Annotated in this window: 17 protein-coding genes; 10 read left to right on the forward strand and 7 right to left on the reverse strand. The window is 67.2% G+C overall.

The features are described 5' to 3' along the window. Window positions 1-61 precede the first annotated feature (61 nt). Genes SLQ31_RS13145 through SLQ31_RS13155 form a run of 3 tightly spaced genes read right to left on the reverse strand, consistent with a single transcriptional unit; the run spans window position 62 to window position 3,401 of the window. Window positions 62-2,062, reverse strand: coding sequence for a 5-oxoprolinase/urea amidolyase family protein (locus SLQ31_RS13145; protein WP_319433242.1), 2,001 nt, complete (start codon window positions 2,060-2,062; stop codon window positions 62-64). Then, entirely contained in the window at window positions 2,059-2,670 is a 612-nt protein-coding gene (locus SLQ31_RS13150; RefSeq protein WP_319433243.1) for an urea amidolyase associated protein UAAP2, read from the reverse strand. Before SLQ31_RS13150 ends, SLQ31_RS13145 begins: the two co-directional genes overlap by 4 nt. Next, a complete protein-coding gene (locus tag SLQ31_RS13155; protein ID WP_319433244.1) occupies window positions 2,667-3,401 on the reverse strand; it encodes a DUF1989 domain-containing protein in 735 nt (244 codons plus the stop codon). The genes SLQ31_RS13150 and SLQ31_RS13155 overlap by 4 nt, the downstream gene beginning before the upstream one ends. A 153-nt stretch (window positions 3,402-3,554) precedes the next feature. Here SLQ31_RS13155 and SLQ31_RS13160 point away from each other — a divergent pair, with 153 nt between their 5' ends. Together SLQ31_RS13160 and SLQ31_RS13165 are read left to right on the forward strand one after the other, a co-directional pair. Continuing rightward, entirely contained in the window at window positions 3,555-4,184 is a 630-nt protein-coding gene (locus SLQ31_RS13160) for a TetR/AcrR family transcriptional regulator (protein ID WP_319433246.1), read from the forward strand. A gap of 10 nt (window positions 4,185-4,194) precedes the next feature. Further along, window positions 4,195-4,977 (forward strand): enoyl-CoA hydratase/isomerase family protein, encoded by a 783-nt coding sequence (locus SLQ31_RS13165; protein WP_319433248.1) that lies wholly within the window; start codon window positions 4,195-4,197, stop codon window positions 4,975-4,977. A 72-nt stretch (window positions 4,978-5,049) separates the two neighbouring features. On the opposite strand, the gene panB is transcribed toward SLQ31_RS13165, so the two are convergent. Further along, complete coding sequence (gene panB / locus SLQ31_RS13170; RefSeq protein ID WP_319433250.1) at window positions 5,050-5,892, reverse strand: 3-methyl-2-oxobutanoate hydroxymethyltransferase; 843 nt, start codon at window positions 5,890-5,892, stop codon at window positions 5,050-5,052. A 173-nt stretch (window positions 5,893-6,065) separates the two neighbouring features. Between panB and SLQ31_RS13175 the strand changes: the two genes are divergently transcribed. From SLQ31_RS13175 to SLQ31_RS13185, 3 genes are all read left to right on the forward strand, one after another. Next, window positions 6,066-7,463 carry a wax ester/triacylglycerol synthase family O-acyltransferase gene (locus SLQ31_RS13175; RefSeq protein ID WP_319434608.1) on the forward strand — a complete coding sequence of 466 codons (1,398 nt, stop codon included), beginning with the start codon at window positions 6,066-6,068 and terminating at the stop codon, window positions 7,461-7,463. A gap of 58 nt (window positions 7,464-7,521) precedes the next feature. Further along, window positions 7,522-9,066: an alpha/beta hydrolase gene (locus SLQ31_RS13180; RefSeq protein ID WP_319433252.1), complete on the forward strand. Its 1,545-nt coding sequence runs from the start codon at window positions 7,522-7,524 to the stop codon at window positions 9,064-9,066. A 122-nt stretch (window positions 9,067-9,188) separates the two neighbouring features. Continuing rightward, window positions 9,189-10,721 (forward strand): alpha/beta hydrolase, encoded by a 1,533-nt coding sequence (locus tag SLQ31_RS13185; protein ID WP_319434610.1) that lies wholly within the window; start codon window positions 9,189-9,191, stop codon window positions 10,719-10,721. Between the two features lies 1 nt (window position 10,722). Here SLQ31_RS13185 and SLQ31_RS13190 read toward each other — a convergent pair whose 3' ends face one another. Together SLQ31_RS13190 and SLQ31_RS13195 are read right to left on the reverse strand one after the other, a co-directional pair. Continuing rightward, window positions 10,723-11,664: an SPFH domain-containing protein gene (locus tag SLQ31_RS13190; protein WP_319433254.1), complete on the reverse strand. Its 942-nt coding sequence runs from the start codon at window positions 11,662-11,664 to the stop codon at window positions 10,723-10,725. Next, the gene (locus tag SLQ31_RS13195) at window positions 11,661-11,900 is read right to left on the reverse strand and encodes a hypothetical protein (RefSeq protein WP_319433256.1); all 240 of its coding nucleotides are present in this window, start codon (window positions 11,898-11,900) and stop codon (window positions 11,661-11,663) included. Before SLQ31_RS13195 ends, SLQ31_RS13190 begins: the two co-directional genes overlap by 4 nt. Window positions 11,901-11,996: 96 nt before the next feature. On the opposite strand from SLQ31_RS13195, the gene glnA reads away from it, so the two are divergent. The 4 genes from glnA to SLQ31_RS13215 are packed head-to-tail and all read left to right on the forward strand — an operon-like array spanning window position 11,997 to window position 17,824. Then, window positions 11,997-13,337 (forward strand): type I glutamate--ammonia ligase, encoded by a 1,341-nt coding sequence (glnA, locus tag SLQ31_RS13200; RefSeq protein WP_319433258.1) that lies wholly within the window; start codon window positions 11,997-11,999, stop codon window positions 13,335-13,337. A 24-nt stretch (window positions 13,338-13,361) separates the two neighbouring features. After that, complete coding sequence (locus SLQ31_RS13205) at window positions 13,362-16,331, forward strand: bifunctional [glutamine synthetase] adenylyltransferase/[glutamine synthetase]-adenylyl-L-tyrosine phosphorylase (RefSeq protein WP_413642030.1); 2,970 nt, start codon at window positions 13,362-13,364, stop codon at window positions 16,329-16,331. A 6-nt stretch (window positions 16,332-16,337) separates the two neighbouring features. After that, window positions 16,338-16,967, forward strand: coding sequence for a PaaI family thioesterase (locus SLQ31_RS13210; RefSeq protein ID WP_319433263.1), 630 nt, complete (start codon window positions 16,338-16,340; stop codon window positions 16,965-16,967). Beyond that, window positions 16,964-17,824 (forward strand): TIGR03619 family F420-dependent LLM class oxidoreductase, encoded by an 861-nt coding sequence (locus SLQ31_RS13215; RefSeq protein ID WP_319433265.1) that lies wholly within the window; start codon window positions 16,964-16,966, stop codon window positions 17,822-17,824. Before SLQ31_RS13210 ends, SLQ31_RS13215 begins: the two co-directional genes overlap by 4 nt. Here the strand turns inward: SLQ31_RS13215 and SLQ31_RS13220 are convergent. Then, window positions 17,821-18,231 (reverse strand): DoxX family protein, encoded by a 411-nt coding sequence (locus SLQ31_RS13220; RefSeq protein WP_319433267.1) that lies wholly within the window; start codon window positions 18,229-18,231, stop codon window positions 17,821-17,823. The two genes, SLQ31_RS13215 and SLQ31_RS13220, sit on opposite strands and share 4 nt — an antisense overlap. 157 nt (window positions 18,232-18,388) lie before the next feature. Between SLQ31_RS13220 and SLQ31_RS13225 the strand changes: the two genes are divergently transcribed. Next, a complete protein-coding gene (locus SLQ31_RS13225; RefSeq protein WP_319433268.1) occupies window positions 18,389-18,640 on the forward strand; it encodes a hypothetical protein in 252 nt (83 codons plus the stop codon). Window positions 18,641-18,777 lie beyond the last annotated feature (137 nt).

Below are 18,777 nucleotides of genomic sequence, written 5' to 3' on the forward strand. Positions count from 1 at the left end.
TGCGTCGCCGAACCGATCGAGCAGGATCGGAGAAGCGCTCCGTCGGCGCCCGGCCGCGCCGTCAGCTGGCCAGCTGACCGGCGAACTCGCCGGCCTGGTCCCATGCGTGGCGCTCGGCGCTGAATGCCTCGGCCTGCTGGGCCCGGAATTCGGCGATGCCGCCCGCGTTTTGGGTCAGGAATTGCTGGTAGCCCGCCATCGAGAAGGTGCCGTCGGTGATCTCGACGTCGCCGCGGCCCGCGGCCATGTCGGCCCGCAGATCCAGTAGCTCCTCGGCGCTGACCGGATAGAATCCGATCCGGTCGAAATAGCGCAACAGCCAAGGGGTTCCGGGCTCGAAGGAGCGCGAATCCTGCGGATGGCGGTGATTCCACACCTGCGTGGTGCGCCCCACGAACTGGTAGCCGCCCGGACCCTCCATGCCGTAAATGCACAGATATGCGCCGCCGATCCCGACGGCGTTCTCCGGTGTCCAGGTGCGCGCCGGGTTGTATTTGGTGGTCACCAGCCGGTGGCGCGGGTCGAGGGGAGTGGCCACCGGCGCCCCGAGGTAGACGTCGCCGAGGCCGAGCACCAGGTATTGCGCGTCGAAGACGATGTCGTGCACCTGCTCGACGTCGGCCAAACCGTTGATCCGCCGGATGAATTCGATGTTCCACGGGCACCACGGCGCGTCGGCGCGCACCCCGTGGATGTAGCGCTGGATCGCCTCGTGGGTGGCGGGATCGTCCCAGGACAGCGGCAGGCGCACGCTGCGGCTGGGGACGACGAGTTGGTCGGTGGCGGGCAGGGACTCCTCGGTGCGGGCCAGCAGGTCCACCAACTCCGGTGTGCTCAGGACGGCGGGATCGAACTGCACCTGCAGCGAGCGCACCCCGGGGGTCAGCTCGGTGACACCGGGAACCGCACTGGCCGAGAGGGATTCGTAGAGCACATGCACCCGTGCGCGCATGGCCAGGTCGAGCACCATGGGGCCGTACTCGACGAGCACCCCGCCGTCGCCGTCGCGGCGCACGGTCACATCGGTGCCTTCGGTGCCGACGAATCGGGTCAGCACGCCATCGTCGGCGTCGCTGGAGGTGGAGATCACCAGCGGCATCGATGCCCGCCGGTTGGCGTCGATACTGCCCAGCGCCGGCGCGCGGTCCGCGCGGACCGGCACGAATCGGACGGTGTCACCGGGGGCCATCTGCCCGAGCTTCCAGCGATCGCCCCGCACCACGGTGACCGGGCAGACGAACCCGCCGAGGCTGGGCCCGTCGGGACCGAGCAGGATCGGGGTGTCGCCCGTGAAATCCAAAGTGCCGACGCAGTAGGCATTGTCGTGGATGTTCGACGGGTGCAGTCCGGCCTCACCGCCGTCGGTGCGGGCCCACTGCGGCTTGGGGCCCAGCAGCCGCACACCCGTGCGATCGGAGTTGAAGTGCACCGTGTAGTCCGTGCCGACGATCGTCGCCATATCGGCGCGGGTGAAGAATTCCGGTGCGCCGTGCGGGCCTTCGGTGACGGCGACCTGCCAACGGTGGCCGATCGCCGGCTGCTCATCGATGGCGGCGCGGGCCGGCCGGGCCGACGCCGGGCCCGCATCCTCGCCCGCGGCCAGCAGGTCACCCTCACGCAGTGGGCGGCCGTCGTGACCGCCGAAGCAGCCAAGGGTGAACGTCGCTGAACTGCCCAGGTATTCGAGCTCCTGCAGGCCACCGGCGATCAGCACATAGCAGCGCATCCCCGGCCCGGGAACCATACCGACGTCCAGCACGCCGCCGGCGGGAACGGTGATCGACTGCCACATCGGCACCGGCGTCCCATCAACGGTCACGGGGGCGGCCGCACCGGCGACGCAGACCCGGCCACCATCGGGAAACCGCAGTGCCGGACCGGCTTTCGTGCACTCCAGGCCGGCGGCACCCTCGGGGTTGCCGAGCACCCGATTGCCGACCCGGAACGACAGGTCGTCCATCGGCCCCGACGGCGGCACGCCGATATGCCAGTAGCCGACGCGGCCGGGCCAATCCTGAACGGTGGTCAGCATTCCCGGCCGCACCACCTCGACTGATCTCATGAGGCTGTTATCACCATCCGCACCGGAGTGGGGTCGAATCCGTTGCACGGGTTGTTGATTTGGGGGCAGTTGGACACCAGCACCAGAGTGTCGGTATCGGCGCGGACCGTCAGTGACTTGCCCGGCGCCGACAGGCCGTCGACGATCCCGAGTGTGCCGTCGGCCTCGACGGGCACGTTCATGAAGAAGTTGATGTTGGAGACGATGTCGCGCTTGCCCATTCCCCACCTGGCGGCCTCGGCGAGGAAGTTCTCGGCGCAGGCGTGCTGGTGCACGGTGTGGTGGCCGTAGCGCAGCGTGTTGGACTCCTTGGAGCAGGCGCCGGCGATGGTGTCGTGATTGCCCACCTCGTCCGCGACGATCGTCACCAGGGCCCGGCCGTCGGCGGCCCGCAACACCGAGCCGGTGCTGAGGAAGATGTTGCGCTGCGCGGCGATCGTGGCCTGTGCGCTGTAGCGCCCGGTCGGGTCGGCCCGGTCACCGTCGACGGCGTAGAACAAGGTGTCCACCGCCTGGTTGCCGTGCAAGTCGATGATCTGCAGGGACTGGCCGGTGCGCAGGATCGCCGACCACGGTGTGCAGGCCGCGACGACGTCATCGGAAATCATTGTGCCGCCGCCCAAGTGGATTCGGTGTTGAACAGGGCCCGGGAGTATTCCGGGTCGGTGTTGACCGGAACGGACAGTTCCTCGTCGGCCCGCCAGGCCACGATGTCCAGCGCGGTCGTCGCGGGCTCGGGATCAAGCGGATGGGCGGTGTTGACCACCGCGACCACGACGGGCAGATGGATCAGCAGTTCGACGGCGGCTCCCGGCCCGGCCGAGCCGGTGAACGTCAGCGCACCGGAATCCTCGACCCGGACCCCCTTGAGCAGGGTCGCCGACGGTGCGACGTCGCGAATGTCCATGCCGTGCTTGATGACTGCCAGCAGCATCTTCTGTTGGCCGGCCTGCGGCAGGCCGCATAGCAGGTCGTGTTGGCCGGAACTGTCGGCGACGATCGTCGCCAGCAGGCGGCCCTGGTCGGACAGGAGCGGATGGCCCACGCCGAGGTACGCCTGCCATGGCACCTTCATGGTGTCGGCGACATTGAGCCGCTCCCAGGACGCGTCGGCGCGGAACAGCAAGAGGTGCGCGCAGGCGCCGCCATCGGGATCGGACAGCCGCAGGCGGGTGCCCCGCCCGAGCACTCGGGAGACGTAGGACTCGGCAGGCACGGCCTCGGACCAGACCAGGCGGGTGCCGTCGACGCCGTCGGGCAGGGTGGGCACGCGCATGCTGGCGCCGCTCGCCTGAGACCGCGCGTGCGAACGGGCACCGTCGGTTGACGCGGTGGTCATCTCGTCACTCCTGTCCGGGCCGGCGCCCGATTAACTGTCAACTGAAAGTTTTCCCAGGGGGCGTTCCCTGTGGGTGTCGCCGGTGTAACGACTGGGTTGACTGTATTTCTATCAAATGACAGTTATTTGTGCAGCGGGTGACGTGGCTGGTGAATGCGACAATGGCCTATGCGCAGTGCGGGCCACGAGGGGCGGGGCCGTCCCCGGCTCGAACAATCCCGTCGACCAGGAAACACCGCCCGCGAAGAGATCCTGGACGCTGCCGCCGAACTGTTCACCAAGATCGGCTACGCCGGAACCTCGACGCGACGGATCGCGGAAGCCGTTGGCATGCGCCAGGCCTCGCTGTACCACCACTTCGCCACCAAGGACGACATCCTGGATGCATTGCTGGCCGGAACCGTCGACGAGGCGCTGCGACTGGCCGGTGAGCTGCTGGCCCAGGACGGCTCGGCCGGTAAACGACTGCACGCCCTGGTGGTCGCGGATTGCTCGCAGTTGTGTTCCAGCCGCTGGAATCTCGGCGCGCTGTACCTGCTGCCGGAGCTGCGCGTCGACCGGTTCGCGCAGTTTCGCGCCAATCGCGAGGAGTTGCGCCGCCGCTACCGGCAGCTGGCGGCCCAGGTGATCGCGGAGTGCGGCGGGATCCCCGACGCCGACGACCTTCCGTTCCGCCTGGTGGAGTCGGTGATCAACCGCCGTTCCGACGACGAGGCCTGCACACCGGAGACGCCGAGCGTGATCGCCGATGCCGCCCTCCGGATCCTGGGCTGGCATTGCTAACGTTCCGGCCGTGAGCGACTACCAGACCTTGTCCTTCGAGCAGACCGGCCCGATCGCGCGGATCGTGCTGGACCGGCCCGACGCCGCCAACGGCATGAACGACGTGATGACCGCCGAGCTCGCCCAGGTCGCGGAGCGCTGCGATGTCGCCGAGACCAAGGCCGTCGTGCTCACCGGAGCCGGCCGGTTCTTCTGCGCCGGGGGAGACCTCAAGGCGATGGCGACCTCTCCGCTCGGTCCGGGCCGCTTCGTCAAGGGCATCGCCGACGACCTGCACCGTGCCATCTCGATCCTGGCCCGGATGGATGCCGTGCTGATCACCGCGGTCAACGGCGTGGCCGCCGGGGCCGGCTTCAGCCTGGCTGTCGCGGGTGATCTGGTGCTGGCCGCCGACACCGCGTCGTTCACCATGGCCTACACCAAGGCCGGGCTGAGTCCGGACGGCAGCTCGTCGTATTACCTGCCGCGGATCATCGGCGTGCGACGGACTCAGGAACTGATGCTGACCAACCGGACGCTGAAAGCGGCCGAGGCCGCCGACTGGGGGCTGGTCAACGAGGTGGTGCCCGCCGCCGAGCTGGCGACCCGCGCACAGGCGCTGGCCGAGCAATTCGCTTCTGCGGCAAAGGGTTCCAGCGGTGCTGTGAAGAAGCTCATGTTGGCCACGTTCGGCAGCGGTCTCGAGGAGCAGATGGAACTCGAGGGCCAGCTGATCGCGGAGTGCGCCGACAGTGCCGACGGCCGCGAGGGTATCGACGCGTTCCTGAACAAGCGCGCGCCTAAATTTACCTGACGTCGAGATCGACGAAATGGTGCGATCTACTCGCACTTTCGCGCCCATTTGTCGGTTTGGGCGCAGGGGATATTAGAAGCTGTGCTCCTCGGCCGGGAACGTACCGGTCGCCACCTCTTCGGCGTATTGCGTTGCCGCGCGGCGTAATTCGCCGCCGACGTCACCGAATCGTTTGACGAACTTGGCGGTTTTTCCGCTGGTGAGCCCGGCCATGTCCTGCCAGACCAGCACCTGCGCATCGCAATTGGGCCCGGCGCCGATGCCGACGGTCGGAATCGTGAGCTTGCCGGTGATCTGGGTGGCCAGCTCGGCGGGCACCATCTCCATCACCACCGCGATGGCGCCGGCCTCCTGGACCGCGATCGCGTCGTGAATGGTCTGCTCGGCGGCATCGCCACGGCCCTGGACGCGGAAGCCGCCCATGCCGTTGACACTCTGCGGGGTGAACCCGATGTGGGCGACCACCGGAATGCCGGCGGCGCTCAGCGTGGCGATCTGCTCGGCGACCCGTTCGCCGCCCTCGAGCTTGACCGCATGCGCGCCGGTTTCCTTCATGAAGCGGGTCGCGGTTCGCAGCGCTTGCTTGGGCCCTTCTTCATAGGTACCGAACGGCAGGTCGGCGACGACCAGCGCGTGCTCGGCGCCTCGGACCACACCGCGAACCAGGGGGATGAGCTCGTCGATCGAGACCGACAGGGTGGTGTCGTAGCCGTAGACGACGTTGGCGGCGGAATCGCCGACCAGGAGAACCGGAATCCCGGCCTCATCGAAGGCCCGGGCGGTGGAGTAGTCGTAGACCGTGAGCATCGCCCACTTGTGGCCTTCGGATTTCCACTTCAGCAGGTGGTGGGTGCGAACCTTGCTGCGCGAAGCAGTCGGAGTACTACAGCCACCGTAGACAGTCTGTTCAGACATCTTTGTCCCTTGAGTTTGTCTCTGTCGATCCTCGAGGCCCATCCGGGTCCCCGGGTTCGTCTGACGGGTTCAAGTGTGCCACCGCGGGCGGCAAAGGTGAACGGACAGTGAAGTGGACTTTCTCACACCTGTCACACGGCCACCGACATACCATCGGCGGCATGGTGCAACACCTGCAGCGACTCAGCGGACTCGACGCAAGTTTCCTCTACCTCGAAACCCCTTCCCAGCCATTGCATGTGTGTTCGGTACTGGAGCTCGACGCGTCCACGATCCCGGGTGGCTACACCTTCGAACGGCTGCGTGACGAGCTGAGCTTGCGGGTCAAGGCGATACCGAGCTTCCGCGAGCGGCTCGCCAACAGCTTCCTCAACCTCGACCATCCGGTGTGGGTGGAAGACGAGCACTTCGACATCGACCGCCACCTGCACCGCATCGGATTACCGGCGCCGGGCGGTCGCGTGGAGCTCGGCGAGATCTGCGGTCACCTGGCGTCACTGCCCCTGGATCGCCGTTACCCGCTGTGGGAGACCTGGGTCATCGAGGGCGTCGGAGGCACCGACGCCCGCAACGGCGGACGGCTTGCCGTGCTCACCAAGGTTCACCACGCCGCCGTCGACGGAGTGACCGGCGCCAACCTGATGTCGCAGCTGTGCAGCACCGAACCCGATGCACCCGCACCGGAGCCGGTCGACGATGAGTTCGGCGCGACGAACCAGCTGCGCATCGCGCTGGGCGGGCTGGGCAACTTCGTCACCCGGCCCCTGCACCTGGCCACCAAGGTGATTCCCGCAACGGTCAGCACCGTCGTCGACACCGTTCAGCGCGCGGTCGGCGGCCGGGCGATGGCGGCCCCGTTCGCGGCACCGCAGACCAAGTTCAACGCCAGCATCACCGCGCACCGCAACGTCGCGTTCGCCGAACTCGACCTCGAGGACATCAAGACCGTCAAGAACCACTTCGGGGTCAAGGTCAACGATGTGGTGATGGCCCTCGTCGCCGGCGTGCTGCGCCACTACCTTCTCGACCGCGACGAACTGCCCGAGTCGTCACTGGTCGCCATGGTTCCGGTATCGGTGCACGACCGCTCCGACCGGCCCGGCCGCAACCAGGTATCCGGCATGTTCTCCAAACTGGAGACTCAGATCGAGGATCCGGCCGAGCGGATCAGGGCCATCGCGGCGGCGAACACCACCGCCAAGGAGCACAGCTCGGCGATCGGGGCGACCCTGCTGCAGGACTGGAGCCAATTCGCCGGCCCGGCCATCTTCGGCGTCGCGATGCGGGTCTACGCCCGCAGCCGGCTGACCGAGGCCCGGCCGGTGCACAACCTGGTGATCTCCAATGTGCCCGGCCCGCAGATCCCGCTGTACTTCCTGGGCGCCGAAGTGACCGCGATGTACCCGCTCGGGCCGATCTTTCACGGCTCGGGTCTCAACATCACGGTGATGTCACTGAACGGCAAACTCGACGTGGGCCTGATCGCCTGCCCGGAACTGTTGCCGGATCTGTGGGATCTGGCCGACGACTTCGCGGTGGGGATGAAGGAACTGCTCGACGCCACCAAATAGCCGTCCCCGGCGGGTCGGTGTGCGAGGCACCGCAGCCGTACATGGCAGCATGTTTGCCATGAGGCTCTACCACCGACCACGCGCTATCCGCACCGCGCTGGTGCTCCCCGCCGTGGCCGCACTCGTCGCGAGCGCCGGCTGCAGCACCATCGTCGGGGGAACGGCCGCGATGGCCGGACCGCAGATCGGGCAACCGGTGCAGTGGGGTCCGTGCCCGGCAGTCGGCGGCGGTGGTGGTAACTCGTTGCATATCACGAAGGGTGCGCAGTGCGGCAAGATCGCCGTGCCGGTCGACTATGCGAAGCCCGACGGCGACGTCGCCGTCCTCGCGTTGATTCGGTTCCCGGCGACCGGGCCGAAGATCGGCTCGCTGATCATCAACCCCGGCGGTCCCGGCGAGTCGGGTGTCGCGGCTGCCGTCAGCATTGTGGAGAACCTGCCCGCCTCGGTGCGGCAGCACTTCGACATGGTGGGCTTCGACCCGCGCGGGACGGGTTCCTCCACCCCGGCGCTGTGGTGTAACTCCGACGCGGACAACGATCGGCTGCGCGCTGACCCGCAGGTGGACTACAGCCCCGAAGGGGTCGCCCATATCGAGGGCGAGACCAAGGCCTTCATCCAGCGCTGCGTCGACAAGATGGGCAAGGACTTCCTGGAAAATGTCGGCACCGCCAGCGTCGCCAAGGATTTGGACGCGCTGCGCGCGGCCGTCGGCGACGACAAGCTGACCTTCCTCGGCTACTCCTACGGCACCCGGATCGGCTCGACCTACGCCGAGGCCTATCCGGACAAGGTGCGGGCGATGATCCTCGACGGCGCCATCGACCCCAACGCCGATCCGATCCAGGCCGACCTCGACCAGGCCGCGGCCTTCCAGCAGGCCTTCGACAATTACGCCGCCGACTGCGCGAAAGATCCGAGCTGCCCGCTGGGCACCGATCCGGCCAAGGCCGTCGACGTCTACCGCAGCCTGGTCGACCCGCTGGTCGACAAGCCCCTGCCCGCCGCCGACCCGCGCGGTCTTGGCTACAGCGACTCGATCATCGGCACGATCATGGCGCTGTACTCGCCGAACCTGTGGCCGCTCCTGGCGCGGGGCCTGACCGACATGACCAACGGCCGTGGGGATGGCATGCTGACGCTGGCCGATATGTACATGCGCCGCGACCCGCAGGGTCACTACACCAACGCCACCGACGCGCGCATCGGGGTCAATTGCGTCGACCAGCCGCCGATCACCGACCGCGACAAGGTGATCGCCGAAGACAAGAAGATGCGTGAGGTCGCGCCGTTCATGAGCTACGGCGACTTCACCGGACATGCCCCGCTCAGCACCTGCGCGTTCTGGCCGGTGCCGCCGACCAGTACGCCGCACGCGATTAACGCGACTGGTCTTCCGCCGGTGCTCGTGGTGTCCACGACCAACGACCCGGCGACGCCGTATCAGGCGGGGGTGGACCTGGCCAAGCAGCTCGGCGGAGCGCTGCTGACGTACACCGGAACCCAACACACCGTCGTCTTCCAGGGCAACACCTGCGTGGACAATTACGCCGCCGCCTACCTGGTCGATCTGAAGCTGCCCCCACCCGGCGCGACCTGCTGACGCCAAACACTAGGCGCCACAACGCTTCTACGCCGGCGTCACGAATCGTTACCGACGTGGCGTGCATCTGAGATCGGAGTGTGACCGCCTCGCTGCCGCGCCGATCGCGCAGCCATGCGACGATGGCTGCCATGGGACGCGCGAGTCGGATCGGCTCGGCGCTCTTCTTCTGCACCGTGCTGGCGGTCGCTGTCGCGGCCCCGCCGGCCGCTGCCACGCCGAACGCCGGGCCCGGTCAGACGTCGGCGCCGCAGGTCACGTGGGGAAGCTGTCAAGGCTTCCTCGGTGACGGTGCCCGTGACATCCCCACCGCGCAGTGCACGACGGTGCCAGTACCGATCAGCGACGCGGATCCCGCTGGGCCGCAAGCACAGTTGGCCGTCATCAAGATTCCGGCCACCGGCGAGCGCATCGGCGCCCTGTTCGTCAATCCCGGCGGCCCCGGTGCCTCTGCGGTCGACTCGGCCGCCGGCATGAGCTATGCGCTGGCGGGCAGCCCGATCGCCGAACACTTCGACCTCGTCGGGTTCGACCCGCGCGGAGTCGGCTACTCGACGCCATCGGTGCGCTGCCGCACCGATGCCGAGTTCGACGCATGGCGGCGCAACCCGATGGTGGACTACAGCCCCGCCGGGGTGGCCGCGATCGAGAAGATCAACAAGAACTTCGCCAAGGAATGCGCCGACAAGATGGGCGCGGCGTTCCTGGCCGGCGTCGGAACCGATTCGGCCGCAAAGGATATGGACACCGTCCGCCAGGTCCTCGGCGACGACAAGATCAACTACCTCGGGTTCAGCTACGGCACCGAGCTAGGCACCGCGTACATGGAGAAGTTCCCGGACCGGGTGCGCGCGATGGTGCTCGACGGGGCGATCGATCCCGCGCAGGACACCGTGGCATCGATCATCCAGCAGATGACCGGCTTCCAGGTGGTGTTCAACGACTACGCCGCGGACTGCGCGAAATCGGCGGGCTGCCCGCTGGGCACCGACCCGGCGCACTGGGTCGACCGCTTCCATCAGTTGGTCGATCCGCTGGTGACCAAGCCCGGCCCGACGTCGGATCCGCGCGGGCTGGGTTATCAGGACGCGCTCACCGGGACGTTCAACGCCCTCTACACACCGCAGTACTGGAAGTTCCTCACCAGCGGCCTGCTGGGGTTGCAACGCCAGACCGATGCCGGCGACCTGTTGATGCTCGCCGACGAGTACGACGGCCGTAATCCCTACGGGCATTACAGCAACGGGCAGGACGCGTTCAACGCCGTCCGCTGCGTCGACGGCCCGACCCCGACCGATCCGGCGGTGTGGGCCGATATCGACCGGCGTACCCGCGAGCTGGCTCCGTTCCAGGCCTACGGTCAGTTCACCGGTTTCGCGCCGCGCGACCTGTGTGCGTTCTGGCCGGTACCGCCGACGTCGGCGCCGCACCCGGCGGTTCCCGCCCCGCCCGGCAGCGTCGTCGTGGTGTCCACGACGCACGACCCGGCCACTCCGTACGAGGCGGGGGTGAACCTCGCCCGCGAGCTGGGCGCACCGCTGGTCACCTTCGACGGCACCCAGCACACCGCGGTGTTCAACGGCAATGAGTGCATCGACGGGGCGATCGTGAAGTACCTCGTCGACCTGACGGTTCCGGTCAACCTGTCCTGCTGAGTCAGCGGCCGCCCTGCGGAACGACGTACGTGGGTTGGTATGGGTTCTGGCCCGCGTCGATGGCCTTGGCCTTCAGAAAGTCCTCCACCGACGGGAATCCGGCGATCTCGGCTTTTTTCTGCAAGGCCTGCTGTTGGGCCAGCTCGGTCTGGGCCCTCGCGGTTATCACGTCCGCGTCAGCCTTGGCCTTGGCGGCCTCGGCGTCGGCGACCCCCTTGGCGCGGGCCGCGTTCGCCTGGGCGATGGCCTGCTGCTCGGCGACAATGGCCTCTTTGAGTCCCGGGTCCACCGGGTCGGGCTTCATCACCGTCACCGCGAAGTTGGAGAAGTACTCCTGCCCGTTGGTGCGGGCCCGGGTGGCTTGGGGCAGGGTTTCGCGCAGGGCCTTCTGGAACTCCACCCGCACGGCCTCGTCGTTCCAGATCTGCCGCCAGGTGTACTTCTGGGCCACAGACACCAGGGTGTTCTCCAGAGGCTGACCCACCACATAGCTCAGCAGACTCTTCCAGCCCTGACTGACCGTGCCGTCGCTGTTGAGCCAGCCGGAGTATTTGGTGCCGAATTCGCGGTGGAACTCCTTGAGCTTGTCGCAGTCGTTGGTCAGGTCGAACGTGACCGAGACGGGAACCTTCAACTCGGCTGGGGCTGAGGCGTTGGAGACCACCAGCGTCGCAGGGGCCTCCGCGTCGGGCCGGTCGAGGGCATCCCAGGAGATCTGGCGCGACGGGTAGAGGTAGACCTTGAATCCACCCGGCGGGTTGAACTCGGAGGTTTCGGGGCTGATGCAGCCCTCCACCTTCGGGTCGGTGGGGATCATGAAGTAGTCGTCCACCTTGACCGCTGTCGTGCCCGCGCCCACCTGGGTGCTGCAACCGCTCAAGACGATCCCGCCCACGATGATCACCGCCGCCACACCGCCGATGGCGATTAATCGACCTTTCACGTGTCTTCCGCTCCTCGGTTGAAGATGATTTTGTTCAGTCTTTCCTGGTGCTCGGCTTCGTGGCGTTCCTGCTCACGTTTGAGCAAGTCGCGGGCGTGAGCCCTGCGCTCCCGTGTGGAAAGGAATATCAGCGGATTGTCGACGCCGCGCAGTGTCTTCCTGAGTTGGTGGATGTAGAGCCCCATGGCGATGATCACGATGCCGGCGATGAGAAGAATGGGGATGACCGCCTTCATCGGGTCAGTATGTCCGAATGTCGGCAATCGGCCTGCTGATGCGGCTTTTACCGTTTGCGTAACACGGAATTAACACCCGCTGCATACGCTCGCGTCATGGACCGCCAGAAGGAATTTGTGCTGCGCACGCTGGAGGAACGGGATATCCGATTCGTCCGGTTGTGGTTCACCGACGTGCTCGGTTACCTGAAGTCGGTTGCGATCGCTCCCGCCGAGCTTGAGGGCGCCTTCGAAGAGGGGATCGGCTTCGACGGTTCCTCGATCGAGGGCTTCGCGCGCGTCTTCGAATCCGACACCGTCGCCCGCCCGGATCCGTCGACCTTCCAGGTGCTGCCGTGGACCACCAGTGCGGGCCAACAACACTCGGCCCGGATGTTCTGCGACATCACCATGCCCGACGGCTCACCGTCCTGGGCCGATAGCCGCCATGTGCTGCGCCGCCAGCTCGCCAAGGCCAGCGACCTCGGGTTTTCCTGCTACGTGCACCCCGAGATCGAGTTCTTCCTGCTCGAGCCCGGGCCCTACGACGGCTCGGTGCCGGTGCCCGCCGACAACGGCGGCTACTTCGACCAGGCCGTGCACGACTCGGCCCCCAACTTCCGCCGGCATGCCATCGACGCCCTGGAGCAGGTGGGCATCTCGGTCGAATTCAGCCACCACGAGGGTGCGCCCGGCCAGCAGGAGATCGACCTGCGCTACGCCGACGCGTTGTCCATGGCCGACAACGTGATGACGTTCCGCTACATCGTCAAGGAAGTCGCGCTCGCCGAAGGGGTGCGGGCGTCGTTCATGCCCAAGCCGTTCTCCGAATATCCCGGCTCGGCCATGCACACCCACATGAGCCTGTTCGAGGGCGAGACCAACGCGTTCCACGGCCCCGACGATCCGCTGCAGCTTTCCGATGTCGCGAAGTCGTTCATCGCGGGCATCCTGGAGCACGCCAGTGAGATCAGTGCCGTCACCAATCAGTGGGTGAACTCGTACAAGCGGCTGGTGCACGGCGGCGAGGCTCCGACCGCGGCCTCGTGGGGTGCGGCCAACCGCTCGGCGCTGGTGCGGGTGCCGATGTACACCCCGCGCAAGGCCTCCTCACGGCGCATCGAGGTGCGCAGCCCCGACTCGGCATGCAATCCGTATCTGGCGTTCGCGGTTCTGCTGGCGGCCGGGCTGCGCGGCATCGAGAAGAACTATGTGCTGGGCCCACAGGCCGAGGACAACGTGTGGACGTTGACTCCAGAGGAGCGCCGCGCGATGGGCTACAAGGAGCTGCCGTCCAGCTTGGGCATCGCGCTGGCCGAGATGGAGAACTCCGAGTTGGTCGCCGAGGCCTTGGGCGAGCACGTCTTCGACTACTTCCTGCGCAACAAGCGCGCGGAGTGGGAGGAGTACCGCAGCAACGTCACGCCGTACGAGCTGAAGGCCTACCTGTCTCTTTAATAGGCGTGCGCTACCGTCGTGCACGTGGCGAAACCAGCGACGCAACGCCCACGCGTTCCCAGCGTGGGCCGGCTCGGTCTGGTCGAACCCTCCGCCGCCGCTGACCTGACGAGGCTCGGCTGGGACACCGACGCTCACGTGGAACTGCTGTGGTCACTGTCGCGGGCGCCGGACGCCGACGTAGCCCTGCAGACGATGAGCCGGTTGGCCGACGCACTGGGCGGTGACTGGCCGCAGCTGAATTCCGCTCTAGTCAAGGACCGCGGCTTGCGCGGCCGGTTGTTCGCGGTGATCGGCTCGTCGCTGGCCCTTGGCGATCATCTGGTCGCCAACCCGCAGTCATGGCATCTGCTCGAAGGTGCGGTGACACTGCCCGGGCCTGCCGCGCTGCGTGGTCAATTCGACGCCTGCATCGCCGAATTCGGTACCGCCCCAGCTGCGATCATGCCCCGGCTGCGCGTCCTGTACCGCGACCAGCTGTTGGTCCTGGCCGCACTCGACGTGGCGCCGACCGTCGAGAACGAACCGGTGCCTGCGTTCTCCACCATCGGCGAACATCTGTCGGACATCGCCGATGCCGCGCTGGATGCCGCACTGAAGGTGGCGATCGCGACGGTCTGCAAGGAGGGCACGCCGGCCCCGCGCCTCGCGGTGATCGCGATGGGCAAATGCGGTGCGCGGGAACTGAACTATGTCAGCGACGTCGACGTCATCTTCGTCGGCGAGGACGCCGACCCGGTGACCACCCGGGTAGCCGGCGAGATGATGCGGCTGGCGTCGGACACGTTCTTCGAAGTGGACGCCGCGCTGCGCCCCGAAGGCAAGCAGGGCGCCCTGGTGCGGACCCTCGACTCGCACGTCGCGTACTACCAGCGGTGGGCCAAGACGTGGGAATTCCAGGCGCTGTTGAAAGCCAGGCCTGCCGTCGGTGACGCCGAGCTGGGGGAGCAGTACATCGCCGCGCTGATGCCGATGGTGTGGACCGCCTGCGAGCGTGAGGATTTCGTGCCCGAGGTGCAGGCGATGCGCCGCCGGGTGGAAGCGCTGGTGCCGGCCGACGTGCGGGACCGCGAGATCAAGCTCGGCACGGGTGGGCTGCGCGACGTCGAATTCGCTGTCCAGCTCCTGCAATTGGTGCACGGCCGGACCGACGAGTCGCTGCACGTGGCCTCGACGGTCGACGCGCTCGCGGCGCTGGCGGCCGGTGGTTACGTCGGACGTGACGACGCCGCGAACCTGACTGCGTCGTATGAATTCCTCCGACTACTGGAGCATCGGCTGCAATTGCAGCGCCTCAAGCGAACTCACATGCTTCCCCCCGCCGAGGACGAAGAGGGACTGCGCTGGCTGGCCCGCGCGGCGCACATGCGTCCCGACGGCACTCACGACTCGCTCGGCGTGCTGCGCGAGGAGATCAAGCGGCAGAACGTTCGGGTATCGCGGTTGCACGCCAAGCTTTTCTACCAACCGCTGCTGGAGTCCGTCGGCCCGTCGGTCGGGCTCGCACCGGGCCTCACGCCGGCCGCTGCCGAGCGTCAGCTCGCCGCGCTGGGGTACGAAGGTCCGCAGAGTGCGCTGACCCACCTGAGCGCGCTGGTCAACCAGAGCGGCCGCCGCGGTCGAGTCCAGTCGGTGCTGTTGCCCCGGCTGCTGGACTGGCTTTCGGACGCCCCGGACCCGGACAGCGGCCTGCTGGCCTACCGGCGGGTCAGCGAGGCGCTGTCCGAACAACGTTGGTATCTGAGCACTTTGCGCGACGAGAGCGCGGTCGCCAAGCGGCTGATGCAGGTGCTGGGCACCTCGGCCTACGTGCCCGAGCTGTTGATGCGGGCACCGGAGGTGATCCAGCAGTACGCCGACGGTCCTGGTGGCCCCAAGCTGCTCGACGTCGACCCCGACGCCGTTTCCCGGGCGCTGATCGCTTCGACCGTGCGGCACGCCGACCCGGTGCGGGCGATCGCGGCCGCGCGGACCCTGCGTCGTCGGGAACTGGCCCGGGTGGCGTCCGCGGATCTGCTGGGCATGCTGGAGGTCCGCGACGTCTGCAGCGCGCTGACGTCGGTCTGGCTGGCGGTGCTGCAGTCGGCGCTGGACGCGGTGATCCGCGCCAACACCCCCGACGACGGGGTGACGCCCGCGAAGATCGCGGTGATCGGGATGGGCCGGCTCGGCGGTGGGGAGCTGGGGTACGGCTCGGACGCCGATGTCATGTTCGTCTGCGAGCCGAACTCCGGCGTCGAGGAATCACGCGCCGTCAAGTGGTCGGTGACGATCGCCGAACAGGTGCGGACGCTACTCGGAACACCCAGTGCCGACCCGCCTTTGGAGGTCGACACCAATCTGCGCCCCGAGGGTCGTCAGGGTCCATTGGTACGCACCCTGGCTTCGTATGAGGCCTACTACGCGCAGTGGGCCCAGCCGTGGGAGATCCAGGCGTTGTTGCGGGCCCACGCGGTGGCCGGGGACATGGACCTCGGGGACCGCTTCCTGCTGATGGTGGACAAGACGCGATACCCGGCAGGCGGGGTATCCGCCGAAGCGGTGCAGGAAATCCGGCGGATCAAGGCCCGAGTGGATGCCGAGCGGCTGCCCCGCGGCGCCGATCCCAACACCCACACCAAGCTCGGCCGCGGTGGATTGGCCGACATCGAATGGACGGTCCAGCTGCTGCAGCTGCGCCATGCCCACCACGTCCCGTCGCTGCACAACACCTCGACACTGCAGACACTGGACGCCATCGGCGCCGCCGAGCTGCTGGGTGAGGACGATGTCGACCTGCTGCGCCAGGCCTGGCTGACGGCGACGAGCGCGCGTAACGCGCTGGTGCTGGTGCGTGGCAAGCCGACCGACCAGCTGCCCGGTCCCGGGCGTCAGCTCAACGCGGTCGCGGTTGCGGCGGGCTGGCACTGCGACGACGGCGGGGAGTTTCTGGACAACTACCTGCGGGTGACGCGGCGCGCAAAAGCCGTTGTGCTCAAGGTATTCGGAGGTTAGGCAGCGATGGACTTCGAGTTTGGCGTGATCAGCGCCGACGAACACGACCGGATCGGGGCGCTTCACGAGCCGCTCGCCGAGGCGATACGCAGGCTCGTCGACGCCAGCCTGCACAGCGGTGCCGACGAGGAGACGATCATGGCGGCCCGGCAAACCATCGGCGAAGTCACCGAGATGCTGGAGCGCACTCCGACCGACCGGCCACGGGTACTGCGGCACGAGGAAACCGGCCTGCCCGTGGTCTGGCGCAATCCGGCCGTGGGACGGCACAATCCGCTCGCGCCGCCGATGAACACCCACCATGAGGTCGACCGGGTCTGGACTGAGTTCACCCTCGGGCCGGTCTACGAGGGGCCGCCGGGTTTGGTGCACGGCGGCATCTGCGCGCTGCTGCTCGACCAGCTCCTCGGTGAGGTCGCCACCAATCAGCTCAGCAAGCCGAAATTCACCGGCACGATCACGCTGAAGTACCTGCGTGGGACGCCGCTTGGGCCGTTGCGGGGCGACGCCTGGGTAGAGCGCGCCGAGGGTTACAAGACATATGCGCGCGGAACGCTCAGCGACGCACAGGGAATCACCGTAGAAGCAGAAGGAGTTTTCATCATGCCGGCGTGGGCGAGGGACGTTAACCAGTGAAGTTCTATGTCAGTGTTGCGTTCCTGGAGACCAGCGAGATCATCGAGATCGCCAAGGCCGCCGACGAGTTGGGTTACGACGGGCTCGGCATTCCCGACCATGTGGTGAACCTGGAGACCCTGGCCACCCCATACCCGTACACCAAGAACGGCGAGCGGCGCTGGCAGCCGTTCACCGACTGGCCTGACCCATGGGTGTTGGTCGGCGCGCTGGCACAGGCCACGAGTGAGATCAAGTTCGTGACGACGGTGTACATCCCGGGGATGCGCGATCCGTACTCGGCCGCCAAATCGATTGGCACCGCGGCGTATCTGGCCAACGGTCGGGTGGAGCTCGGCATCGGTGTGGGCTGGTGCGAGGAAGAGTTCACCCTGATGGGCCAGCAGTTCGCCAAGCGGGGCAAGCGCACCGACGAGATGATCGAGCTGATGCGGGCGCTCTGGCAGCCGGGCTGGACGGAGTTCAACGGCGAGTTCTATCAGACCCCGCGGCTGGAAATGATGCCGACGCCACCACACATCCCGATCTACAGCGGGGGACTGTCCGATATCGCCCTGCGGCGCGCGGCGCGCCTTGACGGGTGGATCGGCGACTTGATCAGCCTGGACCAGGCCATCCTGCGGGTCGAGAAGCTCCGCGCGCTACGCGCCGAAAGCGGCTTGACGATGGACGGTTTCGAGATCCTGACACCGCTGACCGATGCCTTCACCATCCCGCACTACGAGCGGGCGGCGTCGGCGGGCATCACCGGGATCGTGACGATGCCGTGGATGTTCTACTCCGGCCCGGACGCATCGCTTGCCGAGAAAATCGACGGCATGCGGCGGTTCCGTAAGGATCTGGCGCTGGACGCCTAGCGCCGGCCGCGGGCGGCATCCAGCGCGTAGGCGCCACCGCCGGTGAACACCAGCAGCAGGAATCCGAAGCACAATGCGACGGCCAGCTCGCCGCCGTTGACGATCGGCCAGAAACTGATCTCGATGTGTTGGGTGAAATAGGCGAAAGCCATTTCACCGCACGCGATGAACGCGGCGATCCGGGTGAAGAACCCGACGGTGATCAGCGTGCCGAGGATCAGCTCGATGATGCCGGCGTACCAATAGGGCCACGCACCCACCGGGGCAGGGCCGCCACCGGGTGCGATCGGCCAGCCGAAGATTTTCGAGAGGCCTTCGAACAAGAACAGCAGTCCGAAGATGATCCGGAACAGGCTAAGGGCGGCAGGTGCATTACGGTCGAGGCGCGCGTCGAGTCTCTGCGTCATGGGGCCAACGATACTGTCCGGACCGCGGTCGGAATAGGGTTCGGACCTGCTTCTCTGTGGACCAGCCAGTAGGTGCCTGTGAAGATGCTTGCGGGCGGGTTTGTTGACGCCGGCGGCTATTAGGGTTCAGCCCGTGCCGGGATACACCGTCGCCAGAATGAAGCGACGCATATCAGTTCGCGGCATTGTCATGTTCGTTTTCAGCGCGGTCGTGGTTGGCCTGGCGGTCGCGACATTGCGGTATCACCCCGCCCCGCCCGCCGAGGCGCCCCTGTCGCCACCGCAGATGTCCACGGCCGTCGCGGTTCCGCCTCCGCCGACAATGCATGCTCCCGCCGCGCCGCCGACCGTCAAACCCGTCGCCGGACCGCCACCGACGGCTTATCCCGCAAAGACCAAAACGCCGTAGCACCAACGCTTTCCGCCACAAAGACGAAACCGCCCGCACCGCGTTGCGGCACGGGCGGCGTTGGAAGTTTTGATGACTCCCAGGAGTACGGCGAGCGCGGTAAGGGGCACCCCCCACCCCCTCAAGCGGCCCATGAA

It is taken from the genome of Mycobacterium sp. RTGN5 (genome assembly GCF_033804465.1).
In the GTDB taxonomy this organism is placed as follows: Bacteria; Actinomycetota; Actinomycetes; order Mycobacteriales; family Mycobacteriaceae; genus Mycobacterium.

Bases quoted from the DNA above. Each gene is read 5' to 3' on its own strand.
- SLQ31_RS13155 (WP_319433244.1), bottom strand. From the start codon at position 3,401: ATGACCACCGCGTCAACCGACGGTGCCCGTTCGCACGCGCGGTCTCAG.
- SLQ31_RS13220 (WP_319433267.1), bottom strand. From the start codon at position 18,231: ATGACGCAGAGACTCGACGCGCGCCTCGACCGTAATGCACCTGCCGCC.
- SLQ31_RS13225 (WP_319433268.1), top strand. From the start codon at position 18,389: ATGAAGCGACGCATATCAGTTCGCGGCATTGTCATGTTCGTTTTCAGC.
- SLQ31_RS13195 (WP_319433256.1), bottom strand. From the start codon at position 11,900: ATGAAGGCGGTCATCCCCATTCTTCTCATCGCCGGCATCGTGATCATC.
- panB (WP_319433250.1), bottom strand. From the start codon at position 5,892: ATGTCTGAACAGACTGTCTACGGTGGCTGTAGTACTCCGACTGCTTCG.
- glnA (WP_319433258.1), top strand. From the start codon at position 11,997: ATGGACCGCCAGAAGGAATTTGTGCTGCGCACGCTGGAGGAACGGGAT.
- SLQ31_RS13160 (WP_319433246.1), top strand. From the start codon at position 3,555: ATGCGACAATGGCCTATGCGCAGTGCGGGCCACGAGGGGCGGGGCCGT.
- SLQ31_RS13150 (WP_319433243.1), bottom strand. From the start codon at position 2,670: ATGATTTCCGATGACGTCGTCGCGGCCTGCACACCGTGGTCGGCGATC.
- SLQ31_RS13180 (WP_319433252.1), top strand. From the start codon at position 7,522: ATGAGGCTCTACCACCGACCACGCGCTATCCGCACCGCGCTGGTGCTC.
- SLQ31_RS13145 (WP_319433242.1), bottom strand. From the start codon at position 2,062: ATGAGATCAGTCGAGGTGGTGCGGCCGGGAATGCTGACCACCGTTCAG.
- SLQ31_RS13185 (WP_319434610.1), top strand. From the start codon at position 9,189: ATGGCTGCCATGGGACGCGCGAGTCGGATCGGCTCGGCGCTCTTCTTC.
- SLQ31_RS13210 (WP_319433263.1), top strand. From the start codon at position 16,338: ATGGACTTCGAGTTTGGCGTGATCAGCGCCGACGAACACGACCGGATC.